Annotated in this window: 13 protein-coding genes; 8 read left to right on the plus strand and 5 right to left on the minus strand. The window is 73.7% G+C overall.

The window, feature by feature from the left end; all coding sequences use genetic code 11:
• Positions 1-22 precede the first annotated feature (22 nt).
• The 3 genes from ACFY0X_RS33615 to eccE form a co-directional block, all read right to left on the minus strand.
• Positions 23-2,194: a MinD/ParA family protein gene (locus ACFY0X_RS33615; protein WP_387760278.1), complete on the minus strand. Its 2,172-nt coding sequence runs from the start codon at positions 2,192-2,194 to the stop codon at positions 23-25.
• 131 nt (positions 2,195-2,325) lie between these two features.
• Positions 2,326-3,093: a hypothetical protein gene (locus tag ACFY0X_RS33620; protein WP_387760280.1), complete on the minus strand. Its 768-nt coding sequence runs from the start codon at positions 3,091-3,093 to the stop codon at positions 2,326-2,328.
• The gene (eccE, locus tag ACFY0X_RS33625; protein WP_387760282.1) at positions 3,093-4,508 is read right to left on the minus strand and encodes a type VII secretion protein EccE; all 1,416 of its coding nucleotides are present in this window, start codon (positions 4,506-4,508) and stop codon (positions 3,093-3,095) included. The genes ACFY0X_RS33620 and eccE overlap by 1 nt, the downstream gene beginning before the upstream one ends.
• Before the next feature lie 186 nt (positions 4,509-4,694).
• Between eccE and ACFY0X_RS33630 the strand changes: the two genes are divergently transcribed.
• The 6 genes from ACFY0X_RS33630 to ACFY0X_RS33655 all read left to right on the plus strand — a co-directional run bounded on the left by ACFY0X_RS33630 (position 4,695) and on the right by ACFY0X_RS33655 (position 10,687).
• The gene (locus ACFY0X_RS33630; protein WP_387760283.1) at positions 4,695-6,377 is read left to right on the plus strand and encodes a type VII secretion protein EccB; all 1,683 of its coding nucleotides are present in this window, start codon (positions 4,695-4,697) and stop codon (positions 6,375-6,377) included.
• Positions 6,378-6,558: 181 nt separating this feature from the next.
• Complete coding sequence (locus ACFY0X_RS33635) at positions 6,559-6,864, plus strand: WXG100 family type VII secretion target (protein WP_387760285.1); 306 nt, start codon at positions 6,559-6,561, stop codon at positions 6,862-6,864.
• 119 nt (positions 6,865-6,983) lie between these two features.
• Entirely contained in the window at positions 6,984-7,274 is a 291-nt protein-coding gene (locus ACFY0X_RS33640) for a WXG100 family type VII secretion target (RefSeq protein ID WP_387760287.1), read from the plus strand.
• An 83-nt stretch (positions 7,275-7,357) separates the two neighbouring features.
• On the plus strand, positions 7,358-8,608 hold the full coding sequence (gene mycP / locus ACFY0X_RS33645; protein WP_387760288.1) for a type VII secretion-associated serine protease mycosin: 1,251 nt from the start codon (positions 7,358-7,360) through the stop codon (positions 8,606-8,608).
• Positions 8,609-8,807: 199 nt separating this feature from the next.
• Positions 8,808-9,347 (plus strand): SigE family RNA polymerase sigma factor, encoded by a 540-nt coding sequence (locus ACFY0X_RS33650; protein ID WP_387760290.1) that lies wholly within the window; start codon positions 8,808-8,810, stop codon positions 9,345-9,347.
• 68 nt (positions 9,348-9,415) lie between these two features.
• The gene (locus ACFY0X_RS33655; protein ID WP_387760291.1) at positions 9,416-10,687 is read left to right on the plus strand and encodes a hypothetical protein; all 1,272 of its coding nucleotides are present in this window, start codon (positions 9,416-9,418) and stop codon (positions 10,685-10,687) included.
• Positions 10,688-10,765: 78 nt separating this feature from the next.
• Here the strand turns inward: ACFY0X_RS33655 and ACFY0X_RS33660 are convergent, their stop codons facing one another.
• On the minus strand, positions 10,766-12,169 hold the full coding sequence (locus ACFY0X_RS33660; RefSeq protein ID WP_387760293.1) for an APC family permease: 1,404 nt from the start codon (positions 12,167-12,169) through the stop codon (positions 10,766-10,768).
• A 468-nt stretch (positions 12,170-12,637) separates the two neighbouring features.
• Positions 12,638-16,582, minus strand: coding sequence for a type VII secretion protein EccCa (eccCa, locus tag ACFY0X_RS33665; protein WP_387760294.1), 3,945 nt, complete (start codon positions 16,580-16,582; stop codon positions 12,638-12,640).
• Positions 16,583-16,941: 359 nt separating this feature from the next.
• Here eccCa and eccD point away from each other — a divergent pair, with 359 nt between their 5' ends.
• Both eccD and rpsO read left to right on the plus strand, forming a co-directional pair.
• Complete coding sequence (gene eccD / locus ACFY0X_RS33670) at positions 16,942-18,399, plus strand: type VII secretion integral membrane protein EccD (RefSeq protein WP_387760296.1); 1,458 nt, start codon at positions 16,942-16,944, stop codon at positions 18,397-18,399.
• 203 nt (positions 18,400-18,602) lie between these two features.
• Complete coding sequence (gene rpsO / locus ACFY0X_RS33675) at positions 18,603-18,893, plus strand: 30S ribosomal protein S15 (protein WP_148645116.1); 291 nt, start codon at positions 18,603-18,605, stop codon at positions 18,891-18,893.
• Positions 18,894-19,327 lie beyond the last annotated feature (434 nt).

The following is a 19,327-nucleotide window of genomic DNA, read 5'->3' on the forward strand; positions in this document are numbered from 1 at the left end:
TCGGTGGGCCCCTGCCGTCGTCTCACTGCTGGGGGGCCTGCGGCGGGTAGCCGTAGCCCGGCCCCGGCTGCTGCGGCCAGGGCGCCCCGGGAGCGGGCTGCTGGGGGTAGCCGTAGCCGGGCGGGGGCGGCGGGGCCTGGCCGGGCTGCGGGGCCCACGGCGCCCCGGGGGCGGGCTGGCCGGCCTGCTGCGGGTAGGGCTGCTGCTGCGGGTCGGCGTACGGCTGCGGCCGGCCGCCGGGGTAGCCCGGCTGCGCCTGGGCCTGCTGCTGCCAGCCGGCCTGCTGGGCGGCGGCCTGCTGGGCCCGGACGATGTCCTCGCCGACCAGGGTGGCCAGCTCGAAGTAGGCCTCCCGGACCTTGGGCCGCATCATGTCGAGGTTGACCTCGGCGCCGGCCGCCAGGCTCTCGTCGAACGGCACCACGATCACGCCGCGGCAGCGGGTCTGGAAGTGCGCGACGATGTCCTCGATCTTGATCATCTTGCTGGTCTCGCGGACCCCGGAGACCACCGTGATGCTGCGCTGCACCAGGTCCGCGTAACCGTGCGCGGAGAGCCAGTCCAGGGTGGTCGAGGCGCTGGAGGCGCCGTCCACGCTGGGGGTGGAGACGATGATCAGCTGGTCGGCCAGGTCCAGCACCCCGCGCATCGCGCTGTACAGCAGGCCGGTGCCGGAGTCGGTCAGGATGATCGGGTACTGGCGGCCCAGCACGTCGATCACCTGGCGGTAGTCCGAGTCGTTGAAGGTGGTCGAGACCGCCGGGTCGACGTCGTTCGCCAGGATCTCCAGGCCCGAGTTCAGGTCCTGCGAGGTGAACTGACGGATGTCCATGTAGCTGCGCAGGTGCGGGATGGCCGTCACCAGGTCGCGGATGGTCGCGCCGGTCTGGCGCTTGACCCGGCGGCCCAGGGTGCCGGCGTCCGGGTTGGCGTCGATCGCGATCACCTTGTCCTGGCGCTCGCTGGCCAGGGTCGCGCCGAGCGCGGTGGTGGTCGTGGTCTTGCCGACGCCGCCCTTGAGGCTGATCACCGCGATCCGGTAGCAGCTCAGCACCGGGGTGCGGATGATCTCCAGCTTGCGGGCCTTCTCGGCCGCCGCGGCCTTGCCGCCGAACTGGAAGCGCGGCTGCTGGCGCTGCTGCTTGGGCTGGCTGCGCAGCAGCCGGTCCGAGGACAGCTCGACGGCGGCGGTGTAGCCGAGCGGCGCGCCGTGCGCGGTCTGCTGCGGGGCGGCGGCCTGCTGGAACGCGCTGGGCTGCGGGGACTGCGGCTGCTGCCACGGCTGTCCTGGCCCCGGCTGCGGCGGACCGGGCTGGGGCTGCGCCGGCTGGGCCTGCGGGCCGGGCTGCGGCTGGGGCGGCTGCTGGTAGGCGGCGGGCTGCGGCCAGCCGCCCTGGCGCGGGTCCACCGGGCCGGGCTGCGGCACCGGGCCGGTCTGCTGCGGGGCGGCGGCCTGCTGGGCCTGGGCTTGTTGGGCCTGGGCTTGCTGGGCCTGGGCTTGCTGGGCCTGCTGGGCCGCCCACGCGGCCTGCGGGTCCCAGGCCGCCGACGGGCCCTGCGGGTCCTGGGGGTGCTGCGGCGGTGCCTGCTGCACCGGCGGCTGCGCGAAGTTCTGGGGCTGGACCGGCTGCCCCGGCTGGACCGCCTGGGCGGCCGGCCCGGGCTGCGGGGCCGCGGCGGTCGGGGCGGGCGCCGGCGCCGGGTACGGCTGGACGGCCTGGGGCTGTCCGGGCTGCTGCTGCGCCGCGGCCTCCGGCGCCGCCCAGGCCGGGGCACCGGCCTGCGGCTGCTCGGCGGCCGGCGGGGTCGCGGAGGCCGCCGGGAACGGGACGTGCTGCGCCTCGGCCTGCACCGGCGGGACCGGCGCGGCGGGCGCGGGAGCAGGCGCCGGAGCAGGGGCGGCGCCCGGCACGGCCTCGGCCGCCGGTGCCGCGCCCTGGGCGGGCACCGGAGCCTGGGCCGCGGTCGGGGCCGGAGCCTGGGCCGGGCCCTGCTGCTGCGCCGGTGCGGCCCCGGCGGCGGGCTGCTGGGCCGGAGCCTGCTGGGCCTGCGCCGGAGCCGCGGCCGCGCCCGGAGCCGCCGGCTCGGTCTGCACGTACCAGGACGGGGGAGTGTAGTCAGGCGCGTCCGACCAGTCGTCGTCGTCCTCCGCCGCGTTGTCGCCGACGTAGACGCCGTCCCGATCGCTGCTCACTCTGGCTCCCTCGTGTTCGCCGCCGCTTGTTCAGCGGTGCCGTTGCCGCATCAAAGACTAGGCGCTACGGCAACCCCCGTTGAAGGCGGCTACGGATCCCCGTCGGCCCGCCCGGTGCGGCGAGCCGACGCTCAGTCCATCCGGCGCGGCCCGCCGAGCACCTGCTGTTCGGCCTGCCCCGCCACGGCCCGTACGTACTGGCGCCGCATCCGGGTCGCCCACAGGGTGAGGTCGTCGCCGAGGGTGGGCAGCGCGGCCACGTCCTCCGGCGGCAGCGACAGCACCCGGCCGGTCAGCTCGGCCTCCTGCGGCGAGATCCGCTGCACGCCGACCAGGTCGGCGGCGTTCAGCACCCGGGAGGCGTTCGGGCCCAGGTACGGCAGCAGCGTCAGGGTGGTCTGCCAGGGCGCGGCGGACAGCCGGCTGCGCGGCGGGCGGGCGCCGAGGTCGCGCACCACCAGCACCGGCGAGGCCACCGAGGCGCCCTGCGGCCCGAGCCGGCCGACCTGGTGGATCGTCACGCAGGGCTGCCCGCCGCCGGCCGCCTGGGCCATCGGGCCCCACAGCTGTCCGCGGGCGGTCTCCACCGCGACCCGGGCGCCGATCGCGGCCGCCCGCAGGGCGATGACCTGCGCCGTCCACATGCCGCCGACGAGGACCAGGTCGTACGAGGTCGGGCGGAACAGGCCGAGCACCGCGGGCAGCCCCTGCGGGTCGACGCCGATCACCACGCCGTCGTCGCCGACCGGGAAGGCCAGGGCGGCGAGGTCGGCCGGCTCCAGCACGTGCTTCTCCCGGCGCGGGCCGCGCAGGCCGAAGCCGGGCAGGATCCGCGGCCGGGCCCGGCGCTGCTCGGCGCCGGGCTGCGGGCCGACGGTGGAGTAGGTCTGGTACGCCATCAGGAAGCCCCTCCGAGCGGCAGGGTGGCGAGCATGCCGGGGGCCTGCTCCAGGTCGAGCCGGACGAGGCCGAGCCCGGTGCTCTGGGCCCGGGTCTCCACCTGGCGGCCGACCTGGCCGACCTCGCTCTCGCTGCGGCCGGTCACCCGCAGGTGCCCGCTGACCGTCACCGAGCCGCCGGTGCCGCGCCCGGCGGTCAGGCTGAAGGTGCTGGCGAGGGCCGGGGAGCCGGTGATCAGGTTGACCAGGTCCGGCGCGGCGACCCGGCCGGGGGCGCCGCCGGGGCGGCTCAGCTGCGGCCAGCGGGAGATCCCGTACGTGGTGTGCCAGCGGTCGTCGATCCGCCAGAACCGGTTGCCCTCCTGGGTGCGGCGGGTGGTGCCGCCGCCGCTGCCGGTACCCTGCCGGCCGGCCACCGCGATCGGGTTGGCGCAGGTGGAGATGGCCAGCGCGGCGATCAGCTCGCGCTCGTCCAGCACGGTCGCGTTGAAGCCGGCGCTGTTGAGCCGGCCGGCCAGCTGGTCGGTGACCCGCTGCAGCGCCTTGCGGGCGCCCTCCTCGCCGCCGCCGCGGGCCCGGACGGCGGTCGCGGCGCGCTCCGGGTCGAGCTTGAGCGCGATCCAGGTCAGCCGCAGCCCGGGGGTGGAGGTGCCGTCCGGCAGCTCGCGGTAGGCGCGGGCGGCCAGCGACTGCTCGGGCAGGTGCGGGGCCGGGGCGGGCTGGGTGTGCTGGACCAGCTGCACCGACTCCAGGGTGATGTCGTCCACCGTGAGCGCCGAGCAGATCACGTCCAGCGGCAGCGGCAGCGCGGTGCGCACCGGGCGCAGCGGCTGGTCCTTGGCCTGGACGAGCAGCACCGAGCTGAGGAAGGTGCCGTCGCCGACCATGCCGGTCTCCCGGCGGACCGGGCGGCCGCCGAACTCGGCCTCGGTGGCGTGGGTGCAGGTGCGCAGCCCCGGTTCGAGCTCCAGCGCCGGCGCCAGCGCCGGGTCGGTGCCGGCCGGCGGCAGCAGCGTCCTGGCCTGCTTGCGGCGGGACCTGAGGGCGGCGCGGACCCGCAGCAGCTCCGGGACGGTGCGGCCGCGCACCGGGACGAGCGCGAGCACGAGCAGCACCAGCGCGACCGCGCCGAATCCGGCCGCGACCGGACGGCTGATCGTCCAGCCGACGGCGACCAGGGCCGCCGCGACCTCGACCAGGACGAGCTGCTGGAGCTTCAGCCGCCCGCCGAGCAGCCCCGGTCGGGGGTTGACCCGGACCTGGACGGCTCCGCCGCCCCCGCCGCCGGTGGGCTCCGGCCGGGCGGTCCCGGTGCCGGTCTCGGTCGTCGGCGCGCCGCGCTGAGCCCGGCCGGCCCGTCGCGACCTCCCGCCGCCCGCGCTGCGGCGGCGTCCTGGAGCGGTCTGGCTTGGCATCCCCCGGTGGCCCTCTCTGATCCGTTGTCGCGGCCCGGCTGGCTGTGTCGCGGACCGTACCCGTACCGTACTCACCGTCTGCTGCCGCATCGTAGAGGGTTCGCGCCGGTTCGTGCCCGGCGGGTGACCACGGGGACGGTCGGTCTGACAACGCCCGACGACGTCTGACAAGGGGGACGACGAGGTATGGCATCGCGCCGGGACGAGCTGAACGCGTACACCTTCGCCCGCAAGCGCACGGTGGGAGCCTTCCTGCTGCCCGCCGGTGGCGGCAGCGACGAGGACGCGCCGCGTCCGGTGAAGGCGGTGCTGCCGAGTGTGCTGGCCGGGGCGGTGGTCGTGGCCGGGTTCGGGCTCTGGGGGGTCTTCAAGCCGAGCGCGCCGGTGAAGTGGGACGACGGCAAGAACATCATCCAGGGCAAGCAGTCGACCACCCGTTACGTGGTGCTCCTCGACCAGGACAACAAGACCAAGCGGCTGCACCAGGTGCTCAACATGTCCTCGGCGCGGCTGGTGCTGCCCGCGGGCGCCAAGGTCGTGGTGGTGGACGACGGGGTGCTCGACCGGTACCCCAACCACGGGCCGACGATCGGCATCCCGTACGCGCCGGACAAGCTGCCGACCACGGACAACGCGAGCAAGCCGATGAAGTGGGCGGTGTGCGACCGCCCGGGCTCGGACGACAAGCAGGAGACCGTCAACCAGGCGGTGTTCGTGGCGGCCGGCGCGGACGCGGCGGCGCTGGCGGCGAAGGACCGGATGCTCGGGCCGGACCAGCTGATGCTGGTGCAGCAGGCCGACGAGCAGCAGGTCTCGGCCGCGCCGGCGCCGGGTCAGCCGGCCGTCGCGGCCGCGGCGGTGTACCTGGTCGACGCGCAGGGCCGCAAGCACCAGATCGGCACCCCGCAGTCGGACGACAAGGAGCGCAAGGCGCTGATCACCGCGGTGTTCGGGCCCAACGCGGTGCCGCAGCGGGTCAAGCGGGACTGGCTGGAGACCCTGGTGACCGCCACCCCGATCACCTTCCCGCAGGTCGAGGGGGTCGCCGACAGCCAGGGCGCCAACTCAAAGGTGGAGCTGAGCAATCCGGCCGACCGCCGGATCGGCCGCCTGGTGCACTACCAGGACCGCCACTACGTGGTCGGCAGGGACCAGCTCTTCCTGGTCACCCCGTTCCAGGCGGAGCTGATCCGGCAGAACCCGGCGTACCAGATGCTCTACAAGTACGACCAGGACAAGAAGCCGCGCAGCGACGAGATGAACCCGGCCGACAACGCCCAGTGGGGCGGCGACGTCCGGCTGAAGGGCACCGCGCCGGACTGGCCGCTGAAGGCCGGTGCGCCGGTGAACAACTGGCAGGACCGCCAGGACGCGCGGATGGTCGTGTGCAGCACCTACGACGGTGTCGCCGAGGACGGTGCCACGGCCAAGCGGAGCGTGTGGGCCGGGACCACGTACCCCGCGCCGTACAACAACGGCGCCGGGGCCGCGTACGTGACCCCCGGTCACGGACTGTTCTACCGCTCGCTCGACAACTCGGCGGCCGGCTCCGGAACCGACTTCCTGATCACCGAGACCGGGTTGCGCTACTCCGTCCCGTCCAACGGTGACGGCGGTCGGCGGCCCGCCGCCACGCCGCAGCCCGGCCAGAGCGGCACCCCGAAGCCGTCGGCCCCGCAGCCCGGTGCGACGCCGGCCCCCGGGGCGTCCCAGGAGCCCGGTCAGCAGCAGGAGGAACCCGGCGCCAACCAGGCCCGGTTGGGTTACCAGGGCGTCCAGCCGCTGCCGGTCCCGAAGGAGTGGTCGAACCTGGTTCCGGCCGGACCGCCGTTGACGGCGAAGAGCGCCGTCCAGCCGCAGAACGCCTGACGGGCCAAGCGCCGTAACCGAATTGGCACCAGTGTCATGGTCTGGTAACTAGTCGGTGATCGGTGTTGGGCGAGCTGCGTGTGCCGACTACAGTGCTGCTGGACATCACACCGGTGATGTGGCGGCCGGCCCGCAGGGCCGTCCGTGCACGCGAATGTTGTCTCATGGGGGACGGTGGAGCATGGCTCAGGGTCAGTTCACGATGACCGCGCAGGAGATGCTGGCTTTCGCCAAGCAGATCGAAGAGGCCATCGGCAAGATCGAGGCCGAGCGGACCAAGCTGATCAGCACGGTCTCCGGCATCACCAGCGGCTGGCAGGGCCAGGCCGCGACGGCCTACACGAACCTGCAGAACAAGGTCAACGAGGACATCGCGAAGCTCAAGGAGTCGCTGACCGCGATCAAGCACGCGATCGAGCTGACCACCAAGCACTACGCGAGCACCGAAGAGGAGCAGAAGGCGATGTTCTCCTCGGCCCAGGGCTGATCACCGCACCCGCGCTGATCGCCGCACCCGCGCCGACCGCCGTTCTGTCCGATCCACCGCTCTGCGGGGCGCCCGCCGCTGACCGCGCGGCGCTCCGCACCCTCGCCTAGGGAGACAACGTGACCGACCACATCCTCGTCAATTTCCAGACCGTTCACCACGCGGCCGAGGAGGTGCGCGCCTCGGCGGGCCGCATCGACCACCTGCTGAACGACCTCAAGTCCCAGGTCACCCGCATCGCCGCCAGCTGGCAGGGTGCCGCCCAGCAGGGCTACCAGGCCCACCAGGCCCAGTGGGACTCCCGCGCCGCCGACCTCCAGCAGGTCTGCTCGCAGATCGCGACCTCGCTGGACAACGCCGCGCAGAGCTACAAGACGACCGAGGACGCCAACGCCAAGCTCTGGGGCTGACGTTCGGGTTCCTTGAGGAACGACAGGGGGCGGGTACCCGGATTCCGGGCACCCGCCCCCGACGCGCGGCACGGGTGGACGACATGAGGGGTGGCAGGGTGTCCCGACACGGGTACCGGAAGGCGGCCGCGGCGCTGGCCGCGCTCGCGGTGCTGGGCGGACCGCTCGCCGCCCCGGCGTACGCCGGCGACGGGACCGGGCTGGCCGCGGCCGGCGACTGCCCCAAGAACGCTCCCGACGTGAAGACCGTGCCGTGGTCGCTGCAGCGCCTGCTGCTGAACGAGCTGTGGCAGGACGGGAGGACCACCGGCGCGGGCGTGACGGTCGCGGTCATCGACACCGGGGTGGACGACCGGAACCCGCAGCTGGCCGACGGCAAGGTGATCGAGGGTCCCAACCTGCTGGTCAACCGGGAGACCAAGGAGCCGGTCAAGGGCAGGTCCGTCGAGGACCCGGTCGGCCACGGCACCAAGGTGGCCGGCATCATCGCCGCCCGCGTCAGCAAGCAGACCGGCTTCGTCGGCCTGGCCCCCGACGCCAGGATCCTGGCGATCCGGCAGAACGACAGCGACGGCAACGGCGACGTCTCCACCCTCGCCGTGGCGATCAGGGAGGCGGTCAAGGCCGGCGCCCGGGTCATCAACATCTCCCAGGACGTGCGCGGCGCGGGCGACGCCCGCTTCGGCGGCTACGCGGAGCTGAAGGCCGCCGTCGAGTACGCCGAGGAGAACAAGGCCGTCGTCGTGGCCTCCACCGGGAACGACGGCAAGGAGGGCGACACCTATCCGGGCGCCTTCCCGACCGTGCTGGCCGTCGGCGCCTCCGACCGCAACAACGAGCGCGCGCCGTTCTCCCAGTACGGCGCCTTCGTGAAGGTCGCCGCGCCCGGTGTCGACATGCTGTCCACCGTGCCCGGGAGCGGCCAGTGCGTGGACAACGGCACCAGCTTCGCCGCCCCGTACGTCTCCGGGCTCGCCGCGCTGCTGGTCGGCGCCCATCCGGACTGGAAGGCGGCCCAGGTGCGGGCCTGGATCGAGCAGACCGCGCAGCGCACCCAGCGGGACCCGGACACCTTCATCGGCTGGGGCGTGGTGGACCCGGTCAAGGCCGTCACCAAGGCCCCCGTCGACGCGCCCCTCGCGCCCACCCCGGACGCCCCGGTGCAGCTCGCCGCCGCGCCGATCGTGCCGCGCCCGGTGGGCCTCGGCGAGACCCAGGCCGACCGCGACGGCCGCACCGCGACGTACGTCGTCGGCATCGGCGCGTTGCTGGTCGCCCTGCTGATCGGCGGCGGCGTGGTGCTGCGCGACCACCGCCGCAAGTCCGCCGGCTGACCCGCGGGCCCGACACCCGGCCGACGTCCGGTCCACGGTCCGTCGCCCGTCGCCCGTCCGGAGACCGTTCGGCGTTCGCCCGTCGTCCGCCCGGCGGAGACCGGCTCACCCGGGGATCCGCTGGAACCCTGTAACACCGCCGCCCGCCCGCCGCATCGATGAGGTGTCAGGGTGGGCGGACCGCGGGGGAGCAGGGCGCATGAGGTGGAACGGGGCGGGCCGGGAGGCCAAGGACGCGGAGTTCCTGGAACTCGTCTCCGGCCGGACCGGCCACCTTTACCGGTCGGCCTGCCTGCTCACCAGCGGCGACACCCACTACGCCGAGGACCTCGTCCAGGAGGCCCTCAGCCGGATGTACGTGCTGTGGCGGCGCAGCGCCTTCACGGGCCGCGGCCGGATCGACAACCCGGCGGCCTACACCCACACCGTCATGGTGCGCACCTTCCTCGCCCAGCAGCGCCGCCGCTCCAGCGGCGAGCGCCCCAGCGACGCCCTGCCGGAGCCGGAGGGGCGGGACTCCGACAGCACCCTGCGGCTGACCCTCCTCGACGCGCTCGGCCGGATGCCGCCCAAGGACCGCGCGGTCCTGGTGCTGCGCTACTGGGAGGACCGCAGCGTCGAGGAGACCGCCGAGGCCATGCGGGTCTCCTCCGGCGCCGTCCGCACCCGCACCACCCGGGCCCTGGCCCGGCTGCGCACCCTGCTCGGCGACTCGCTGACCGAGCTCGCCGCCCGCTGAGGCCGGCGCGCCGCCCCGCCCGTACGGCACTTCCCGCAACCCCCGACGCAAGGAGACGGTGAACACCCATGTCCGAACCGGACAAGTTCGAGGACGATCTTCTCTATGCCCTCACTCGTACGGGCGAGGGCTTCCGCACCGAGCAGACCGCACAGGCGGACCTGGCCGCGGGCGGCTACCGGCGCGGCCGGAGCCGCTGGCGCCGCCGCTCGGCCGCCGCGGTGGTGGGCGGCGCGGCCGCGCTGGCCCTGGTGGGCACCGGAGCGGTGTACCTGAGCGCGCCGGGGGCGAAGGACACGGGCACGGTGCGCGCGGCCTCCGCCCCGGCGGCGGCCGGCGGTGGCGGCAGCCCCGCGGCCACGCCGACGGCGGCGCGGTCCTCGGCCCCGACCGCGGCCGTGGTCACCGGCGAGGAGGTCCTGGCGACCTTCCGGGCCCTGCTCCCCAAGGGCGAGATCACCGAGGCCAGGGGCCGCGGCACCGACGACGAGCGGATGAACGGCACCTTCGCCGGGGCGGACCTGGTCTTCGACGACGGCCAGGGCAAGTCGCTGATCCAGATCGGCGTCCAGAAGCACCGGCCCCGGCAGGCGCAGGCCCCCGGCTGCCCGCCGGACCCGAAGCTCGCCCGGGTCGACTCCTGTGCCGTCACCACGCTGCCGGACGGCTCCGAGCTCCTGCTGCAGCAGGGCCACGAGTACCCGGACGGCCGGGCCGACACCAAGGAGTGGCACGCCACGCTGAACGGCCCGGACGGCCGGAGCATCTCCCTGAGCGAGTGGAACGCGCCCCAGGAGAAGGGCGCGCCGGACAGCCGCCCCAACCCGCCGCTCACCCTCGACCAGCTGAGGGTGGTCGTCACCGACAGGTCCTGGGACCGGGTCGTCGCGGCGGTCGGGTTCGACGGCGTCGACGTCGAAGCGGTCGACCCCGGCCTGTCCCTGGCGGACCGGGAGGCCGCCCTGGCACGGCTGCTGCCCCCGGGGGTGACGGTGACCGGCCGCACCGGCGGTCCGCTGGCGGCCACCTTCCAGCTGGCCCGGGGCGGGACCACCGGCTCGGTGGTGCTGCGGGTGGAGAACTGGGCGAAGTCCGGGGACAACCCGGCTGAGCGGGCGTTCAAGGACGCGGTCACCCTGCCGGACGGGAGCCGGGTGCTCACCAGCGGCACCGGCGGCACCGGCGGCGCCCCGGACGGCAAGGGCAAGCCGCCGGTGGTGAACGTCCTGCGCCCCGACGGCATGGCGGTCATGGTCTCCCAGGGCCCGGGTGAGCAGCTGCTCACCCCGGACCAGCTGAGGGCGATCGCCGCCGACCCGGTCTGGAAGACGGCGAAGTAGCAGGCGCACATGGCGGTGCCCCGGGCTGGGGAGGCCCGGGGCACCGCTGTGTGGGGGAGGTGTGGGGGAGGGTGGGGGTCAGTCCTGCTGGTCCTCGGGGAGGCTGATCACCCAGTGGGTGTCCTGCCGGGGGCGCAGGTAGAACAGCCAGTAGAGGGTGCCGGCGGCGGTGATGCCGCCGGTCCACAGCAGGGGCTCGGTGTCCAGCTGGGTGATCACGTAGACCAGGACGGCGATCAGCACGACCGGGACGGCGGGCCACAGCGGCATCCGCCAGGCGGCGGCGTGCTTGTGGTGGGCGCGGCGGGAGAGCAGCGCGGCGATCGCGACCAGCAGGTACATCCCGGTGACGGCGACGCCGGTGATGTTGCTCAGCAGCTCGCCCTTGACGAAGCAGAGCGCGGCGCCGGGCAGGCCGACCGCCAGGGTGGCGACCCACGGTGAGCCGAACCGGCCGAGGGTGCCGAAGGCCTTGTTGACCGGCTCCGGCCAGGCCTTGTCACGGGCGGAGGCGAACAGCACCCGGGAGTTCTGGATGACCATGACGATGCCGGCGTTGATGATGGCCAGCGCGACGCAGAGGCTGATGAAGGTGCCGACCGCGGAGTTGCTCCAGGCGGTGACCATGCCGGAGATGTCGCCGGAGGCCAGGGTCTGGAGGTCGGGGGCGCCCATCGTGATGGCGACGACCGGGACCAGGATGACGGCGGAGGAGATGCCGAGCGTCCACAGCACGGTGCGCGAGACGGTGCGGCGGGGGTTCTCCAGCTCCTCGGAGAGGTAGACGGCGGTGGAGAAGCCCTGGGTGATGAACAGGGCGATGCCGAGCGCGCCGACGATGGCGCCCACGCTCACCGTGGTGGTGGTGCCGCCGTCCCCGGCGACCACGCCGTGCAGCAGGCTGGGGGCGTCGCTGTTGGCGTGGGCGAAGCCGAGCACCGACACCACGCCGGCCGCGACCACCTCCAGGACCAGGAAGACGCCGGTGATCCAGGCGTTGGCGCGCAGGTCGAGCAGGCCGGCCAGGGTGGCGGCCAGCATCACGGCGGCGCCGGTCATGGCCTTGTCCAGGTGCAGGACGGGGGCGAGGTAGTCGGCGGTGCCGAGGGCGATGACCGAGGGGACGATCATCACCACGATCAGCGAGAGCACGAAGACGAGCCAGCCCATCAGCCGTCCGGCGAGGGTGCCGACCATCGCGTACTCGCCGCCGGCGCTGGGGATCAGGGTGCCGAGCTCGGAGTAGCAGAACGCGACCGCGACGCAGAGCACGGTGCCGATCGCGATGGCCAGGGCGGTGGCGCTGCCGATGCTGGAGAACAGCTCCGGCACGATCACGAAGAGCGTCGAGGCGGGGGTGACGCAGGACAGCGTGAGCAGGGTGCCGCCCACCACGCCGATCGAGCGCTTGAGCTGTTGGGACGCGGCCGCCTCGGCCGCCGGGGCGGCTACGTTCTGTGGCGGACGAAGCGTGTCGGTCATGTGGCTTCCGATCGGCTCTGTGCGGTGCTGGAGTGGGAGCGGTATCGCCTCCGCTGGCTGGTTGCTCGGTGTCCGGTTCCAGTCGCTCCCGGGCCGCAATGGAACCGTGGGCGTATTGATCGAGTCAACGCCGGAAGTGCTTCGGAATCCGTTGCGGAAAACCGCATAAGCATGCGATCCGATGATCACGTTCGGTCATTGCGAGCTTTGTCCGACTTGTTACCTGGGCCACATGGCGAATGAATCGAAGGTGAAAAAACGGGAAGGGTTGGGGATTCAAAGGTGGTGCTCCAGGTGGACGGTGACACGCCAGGCGCCCCCGAAACGCCCGAGAACTCCCTGGCCGGGTACGGGAACCGCAGCCCCCGTCCGGAAAGATCTAGGTAACGTTTCGGAACCTGGGACGCCGAAGGGGTCGGACTCCGTGAGTCCGACCCCTTCGACCACCGTCCGTGACGGCCGGCGCGGTCACGCCACCGGCAGCCAGCCCGTCTGGACCATCTGCCCGCTGGTCACGCGGCGTGACACGAAGATCCCCCGGCCCGGCGGCAGCGCCTGCGGCTTGACCGCTCCCAGCAGCGCGCCCTCGTCCCGGTTGCCGGAGAGGATCACGCCCTGGCCGCCGAGCTCGCGCATCCGCTGCAGCACCGGCTCGTACAGCGAGCGGCCGGCGCCGCCCGCGCTGCGGGCCACGATCACCCGCAGGCCGATGTCGCGGGCGAACGGCAGGAACTCGGCCAGCGGGGCCAGCGGGTTGCCCGAGCTCGTCGAGACCAGCTCGTAGTCGTCGACGATCACGAACATGTCCTTGCCGCTGTACCAGCTGCGGTTGCGCAGCTGCTCGGCGGTCACGTCCGGGCCGGGCAGACGGCGCGAGCAGGCGCCGCGCAGCATGTCGACGATGGCCGCCATGGCCGGCTGCGCGGCCGCGTACTCCACCAGGTACTCCGGCGGCACGGTGCCGAGCAGCGCGCGCCGGTAGTCGCCGACCACGATGCCCGCCTGGTCCGGGGTGTAGCGCTCGGTGATCTGCTTGATCAGCATCCGCAGCACCGCCGACTTCCCGGACTCGGTGTCGCCGAAGACGATGAACAGCGGGTCGGTCTCGAAGTTGACGAAGACCGGTGCCAGCTCCGCCTCGTCCACGCCGAAGGCGACGCCGCGCTCGGGGTGCTCGAAGCCCTTCGGCAGCGAGTGGCCGTCCAGGACGGCCGGCAGCATCCGGACCTGCGGGGCGCGCGGGCCGCTCCAGGCCCCGTCGATGGCGCTGACCAGGCCGGCCACGCCGTTCTGGAGGTCGTCCACCGTGGAGGAGCCGTCCAGCCGGGGCAGGCCGGACAGGAAGTGCAGCCGCTCCGGGGTGATGCCGCGCCCGGCCAGCGGCGGGACGTTCTGCGCCACCCGGCGGTCGACCTCGGACTCCATCGCGTCACCGAGCTTCAGCTCGGTCCGGTTCTGCAGCAGGTCCTTCAGCGCCGGGCGCACCTCGGCGTACCGGGCCGCGGTGATGACCAGGTGCACGCCGTAGCCGAGGCCGCGCTGGGCGATGTCGCCGATGACCGGCTCCAGGCCCTCGAACTCCTGCTTGAAGGTGTTCCAGCCGTCGATCACCAGGAAGACGTCGCCGAAGGCCTCGTCCGGCAGCTGGCCGGCCGCCCGGCGGGCCCGGTAGGTGGCGATGGTGTCGATCCCGGCGACCCGGAACAGCTCCTCGCGCCGGTTGAGCACGCCGTGCACCTCGGAGACCATCCGGCGGACCTTGTCCACGTCCAGGCGCCCGGCCACCCCGCCGACGTGCGGCAGCCCGGCCAGCGACTGGAAGCTGCCCGCACCGAAGTCGAGCAGGTAGAACTGCACCTCCAGCGGGGTGTGGGTGAGGCCGAACGAGGCCACCGTGGTGCGCACCACGGTCGACTTGCCGGAGCGCGGGCCGCCCACGATCAGGCCGTGGCCGGCCGCCCCCGCGTAGTCGACCTCCAGGATGTCCGTCTTCTGCTCGCGCGGCTTGTCCACGATGCCGATCGGCACCCGCAGCCGGCCCGCCGGGTAGCCGGGCGCGGTCAGCCCGCGCTCCGGCACGACCTGCAGCGGCGGCAGCAGGTGGTCCATGGTCGGCGCCTCCTCCAGCGGCGGCAGCCACACCTGGTGCGCGGCCGGGCCCTGGCCGGACATCCGCTGGACGAACACGTCCAGCACGGTGTCCACCAGCGCGTCGTCCTGCTCCGGGGCCTGCGGCGCGACCTCCTCTTCCACCGGGTCCGGCAGGTCCACGAAGGCCGCGGTGAACTCCACCGGGCGCGCGTTGACCCGTCGCCCGCCGGTCGACCGCTGCTGCCCCGGCGCCCGGTAGGGCCCCGAGACGTAGGCGGCCTTGAACCGGTCCATCACGTCCTCGCCGAACTTGAGGTAGCCGACACCCGGCACCGGCGGCAGGTGGTAGGCGTCCGGCACGCCGATCGCGGCCCGGGACTCCGCGGCCGAGAAGGTGCGCAGACCGATCCGGTACGACAGGTAGGTGTCCAGGCCGCGTAGCTTGCCCTCCTCCAGGCGCTGCGAGGCCAGCAGCAGGTGAACGCCCAGCGAACGGCCGATCCGGCCGATCTGGATGAACATCTCGATGAAGTCGGGCTTGGCGGTGAGGAGCTCGGAGAACTCGTCGATGATCAGCACCAGCGACGGCAGCGGGTCCAGCGCCGCGCCGGCCGCCCGGGCCCGCTCGTACTCGTGGATGTTGGCGTAGTTGCCCGCCGAGCGCAGCAGCTCCTGGCGGCGGTGCAGCTCGCCCTCGATCGCGTCGCGCATGCGGTCGACCAGGGTGAGCTCGCCCTCCAGGTTGGTGATCACCGCGGAGGTGTGCGGCATGTCCGCCATGCCGGAGAAGGTCGCGCCGCCCTTGAAGTCGGCGAGGACGAAGTTCAGGATCTCCGAGGAGTGGGTCATCGCCAGCGCCAGCACCAGCGTGCGCAGCAGCTCCGACTTGCCGGAACCGGTCGCGCCCACGCACAGGCCGTGCGGGCCCATGCCCTCCAGCGCGGCCTCCTTGATGTCCAGGTAGACGTGCTCGCCGTTGGCGCCGACGCCGATCGGCACCCGCATCCGCTCGTGCTGGGCGCGCGGGCGCCAGCTGCGGGCCACGTCGAAGGAGCCCGGGTCGCCCGAGCCCATCATGTCGGTGAAGTCGAGGTTGGACAGCAGCGGTTCGTCGTCGCCGCCGGCCGAGATCCGGTACGGCGCCAACTGCCGCGCCAGCGCCTCGGACTGCCACACCGAGAGCAGGTCCGGCTTGCCGGTGTACGTCGCGCCGGAGGCCGAGCGCAGCACCAGCTCCTCGGCGCCGACCGTGATCATCAGGTGCCCGCTGGGCTCGTCGACCTCCCCCGGGACCACCTCGATGACCGTCACGCCCTGCACGCCCTCCGGGCTCGCCAGCAGCGAGTCGTGGGGCACCCCGGCGCCGTCCATGACGACCACCAGGTGCGGCTGGTCGGCCGGCGGGGCCACCTCCCGCACGAAGCGCTGGCGGCCGGCCAGTTCGTCCTGGAGCAGGTACTCCAGATCGCCCAGGTCGCTCGCGAACAGCCGGCGCGAGCCCGCGCCGTCGGCCTCCTTGCGGTGCTGGTTGTGCGGGAGCCACTTGGTCCACTCCCACTCCTCGGCCGCACCGGGCGCGGCCGCGACCGCCACCATCAGGTCGTCCGGCGAGTGCAGGGTGGTCAGCTGGGCGATCATCGCGCGCACGTTCCCGTACACCGAGTCCGGGTCCCCGCACACCGTGATGTGGTAGAAGGCCCGCAGCGAGACCGCCAGCGGCAGGTCCTGGAGGGTGCCGTGCGCCTTCAGGAAGGAGTGCATCGCGGCCGCCGACAGCGGCTCCAGCTCGTCCATCGGCGCGGTCTGCGGCGCCACCAGCGGCGTGGACAGCTGCACCGGCCCGAGGCCCACCCGGATCTGGGCGAAGTCGCCGTCCCCGGTGCGCCGTTCCCACAGCCGCCGGCCGTCCTCGACGATCGACCAGAGCTGGTCCGGCGCCGGGTTCAGGAACAGCAGCGCACCGCGCTGGCGCTCGGCCGTGCGGCGCACCTGGCGGCGGGTCTGCTGGAGGTACTTCAGGTAGTCGCGCCGCTCGTCGGCCATCGCGGTCGAACCGCCCTTGCGGGCCCGGACGATCTGCGCCAGCGCCATGCCGAGCGTCGAGGCGATCATCAGACCGCCCATGATCTTCATCGGCGCCGCGGCGCCCGGCGAGAAGAAGAAGACCGCCGAGCCGCCCATGCCCATCATGGGCAGGAGGCTCATCAGCCAGTCCTCGCCGCCCTGCCGGGGCAGTTCGGGCGGGCTCACCAGCTCCACCGGTTCGTCCGGCACGGTGGGCGGGTACGCCCTGGCCGGTCGCTTGACCGTGATCACACCCATGTGTCATCCACCCCGCGGCGTCGATCGATCACTTCGGCATCAGCCCTCTGCGATATGCGTACGGTCCGTACGGGAATCCGGTGGCTGAGGACGCCCCACCCAGCGCAGCCCCCGTACCTTTGCGCAGGCGCCGATCCTAACGGTCGCTCCCGCACCGCCTGCCAGGGCCCGGTACGCACCGGCACCGGACACGAACCGAACGGGTAGGGTAACGCCGCGCCAACTCGCGGCCCGGTCGGGCCGGTTCCACAGCAACACCGAGCGCCGCCGTGCCTCGGCACCGTCAACAAGGGGGAGCGCCAAGTGCGTCGAAGGATCGAGGTGGGGGCCCTCATGGGCGAGCGCTGCGAGGTGGGCGCATGAGCGCCGCCGCGACGGGCTACTGCCGGGTGACCGTCGTCGCCCCGGACCGCCGGATCGACGTCGCCCTGCCCGAGGACGTCCCGCTCGCGGACGTCTATCCCGAGGTGCTGCGGCTGGCCAACCAGAGCCAGCCCGACGGCACCCCCACCGGCTTCCACCTGGTCCGCCGCGACGGCACGGTGCTGGACAGCGGGCTGCCGCTGGCCGCCCAGCAGGTCCGCGACGGCGACCTGCTGGCGCTGCGCCCCTTCGCCGAGTCGCTGCCGCCGGCCGTCTACGACGACGTCGCCGACGCGATCGCCAGCGCCGTCGAGGCCGACCGCCGGTTCTGGACCGCCGAGCTGATGCGCGGCTTCGGCCTGATCGGCGCCGGGGTGCTGCTCACCCTGCTCGGCTTCGCGCTCTGGTTCTCCGACCTGCGCCACGACATGCACGGCCTGCCGGGCCTCCTGGCCGGCGTCACCGCCGTCGTGCTGACCGCGCTCGCCGGGGTGCGCGCCCGGGTCTACCAGGACGCCCACGCGGCCGTCGCGCTCGGCCTCGGCGCGCTGCCGCACGCCATGATCGGCGGCAGCGGCCTGATCGCCGTCGCCCACCCGTGGGACGGCCCCGGCCGGCTCCAGTTCCTGGCCGGCTGCGTCGCCGTCCTGGTGGTCGCCGTGCTGTTGGCCGGCCTGCTGCCGGAGCGGGACGCGGTGTTCGTCGCCGCCGCCCTGGTCTCCACCGCCGGCGCGCTCGCCACCTTCGCGGCCGTCCTGCTGCCGGAGACCCCGGCCGGGCACATCGCCGCCGTCACCGGGGTCGCCGCCGTCGCCGTGATCGGCTTCCTGCCCAGCCTCTCCGCCCGCTTCGCCCGGCTGCCGGTCGGCTTCAGCGCCCCCGGCCAGACCCGCACCCGCAGCCGCGACTACGACGAGGAGGCCGAGCGCGCCGAGGCCGTCCAGTACGAGAAGATCGCGCACCAGGCCCGCCGCGGCCACGAGGTGCTGGTCGGCCTGGTCGGCGGCTGCGCCGCGGTCGTGGTCGGCGCCTGCGCCGTCCTCGGCTTCACCGACGAGACCTTCCCCGAGCTGCTCGCGCTCGCCCTGGGCCTGACCACCATGCTGCGCGCCCGGCTGTTCCGCTACACCGCGCAGGTGCTCAGCCTCACCGTGGCCGGCCTGCTCGGCCTGAGCCTGCTGATCGTCGGGCTCTCCCTGCACACCCCGCAGTTCTTCCTGCGGGCGGCCGGCTCCACCACCGAGCTCGACCTGCGGACGATCTGGCTGACCGGCTCGATCGCCTTCGGTGCCGCGCTGCTCACCGCGATCGCCCTGGTGGTGCCGCGGCTCGGGGTCTCCCCGTTCTGGGGGCGCATCCTGGACCTGGTGGACAGCCTCACCCTGATCTCGCTGGTCCCGCTGGCGCTCGCCGTGCTGGACATCTACCGGCTGGTCCGCGGCGCCACCAGCTGACCCGGGCGGCCCGCCCCCGTGCCGCCCACCCGGCCCGCCGAACGGCCGGGTGGGCGGCACTGGTACGCTTGGCCTCCGAGCGCAGCCGTCTGTCCGCCGCCCCTCCGTGGGCCGCGGAGTGCGGGCCGCGCTCGCGACACCGAGTTCTCGATGAGTCCTGTGTTGTCGACCAGGACCGCTCGGTAGACCCCGAAGGAGTTGCAGTGGCTCTCGCCTCTGACGTCAAGAAGCAGATCATCGCCGAGTTCGGCCAGAAGGAGGGCGACACCGGCTCCCCCGAGGTCCAGGTGGCCATGCTCTCCCGTCGCATCTCGGACCTGACCGAGCACCTCAAGGCCCACAAGCACGACCACCACTCGCGTCGTGGCCTGCTGATCCTGGTCGGCCAGCGCCGTCGCCTGCTCCAGTACCTGGCCAAGAAGGACATCGAGCGCTTCCGTACGCTCGTCGACCGCCTGGGCATCCGCCGCGGTGCCGCCGGCGGCGCCCGCTAAGACCGCCGCTCGGGGCGGCTCCCCACACCGGGGAGCCGCCCCTCGCGCGTATGCCGCGGTGGTTGAACCGCGGCGCCCGGAGATAACAACTCGCGCGCACCTCCCCAGGTGGCCGAGGATTGCACCGTAGGGTTGTGGGCATGCCGGGTGATGGCGCACCAGCGCGCCACCCGGGCAGCAGGACCCGAACCCCCCGCGGGACGAAGGCTTCAAACGGAAGCCGCCCGCATCCGAGAGAGCGTCCAGACGCGGACCGCCCTTCCCGGCCCGGCAGCCGTGAGGCGCCGGTCCTCGGTAGTGGCCGTCGGAACCCCCGCAGACCGAGCGGGGCATTCCGGAGGCTTCGATCGAAGACCGGCCCGACTGCCGCCCTCCCCGAGGAGGGCCCGGGGCCCACCGCAGCAGTGCGCGGGGACGCTCTCCCGGAGAACGTA

This window comes from Kitasatospora sp. NPDC001547, assembly GCF_042894165.1.
Classification (GTDB): domain Bacteria; phylum Actinomycetota; class Actinomycetes; order Streptomycetales; family Streptomycetaceae; genus Kitasatospora.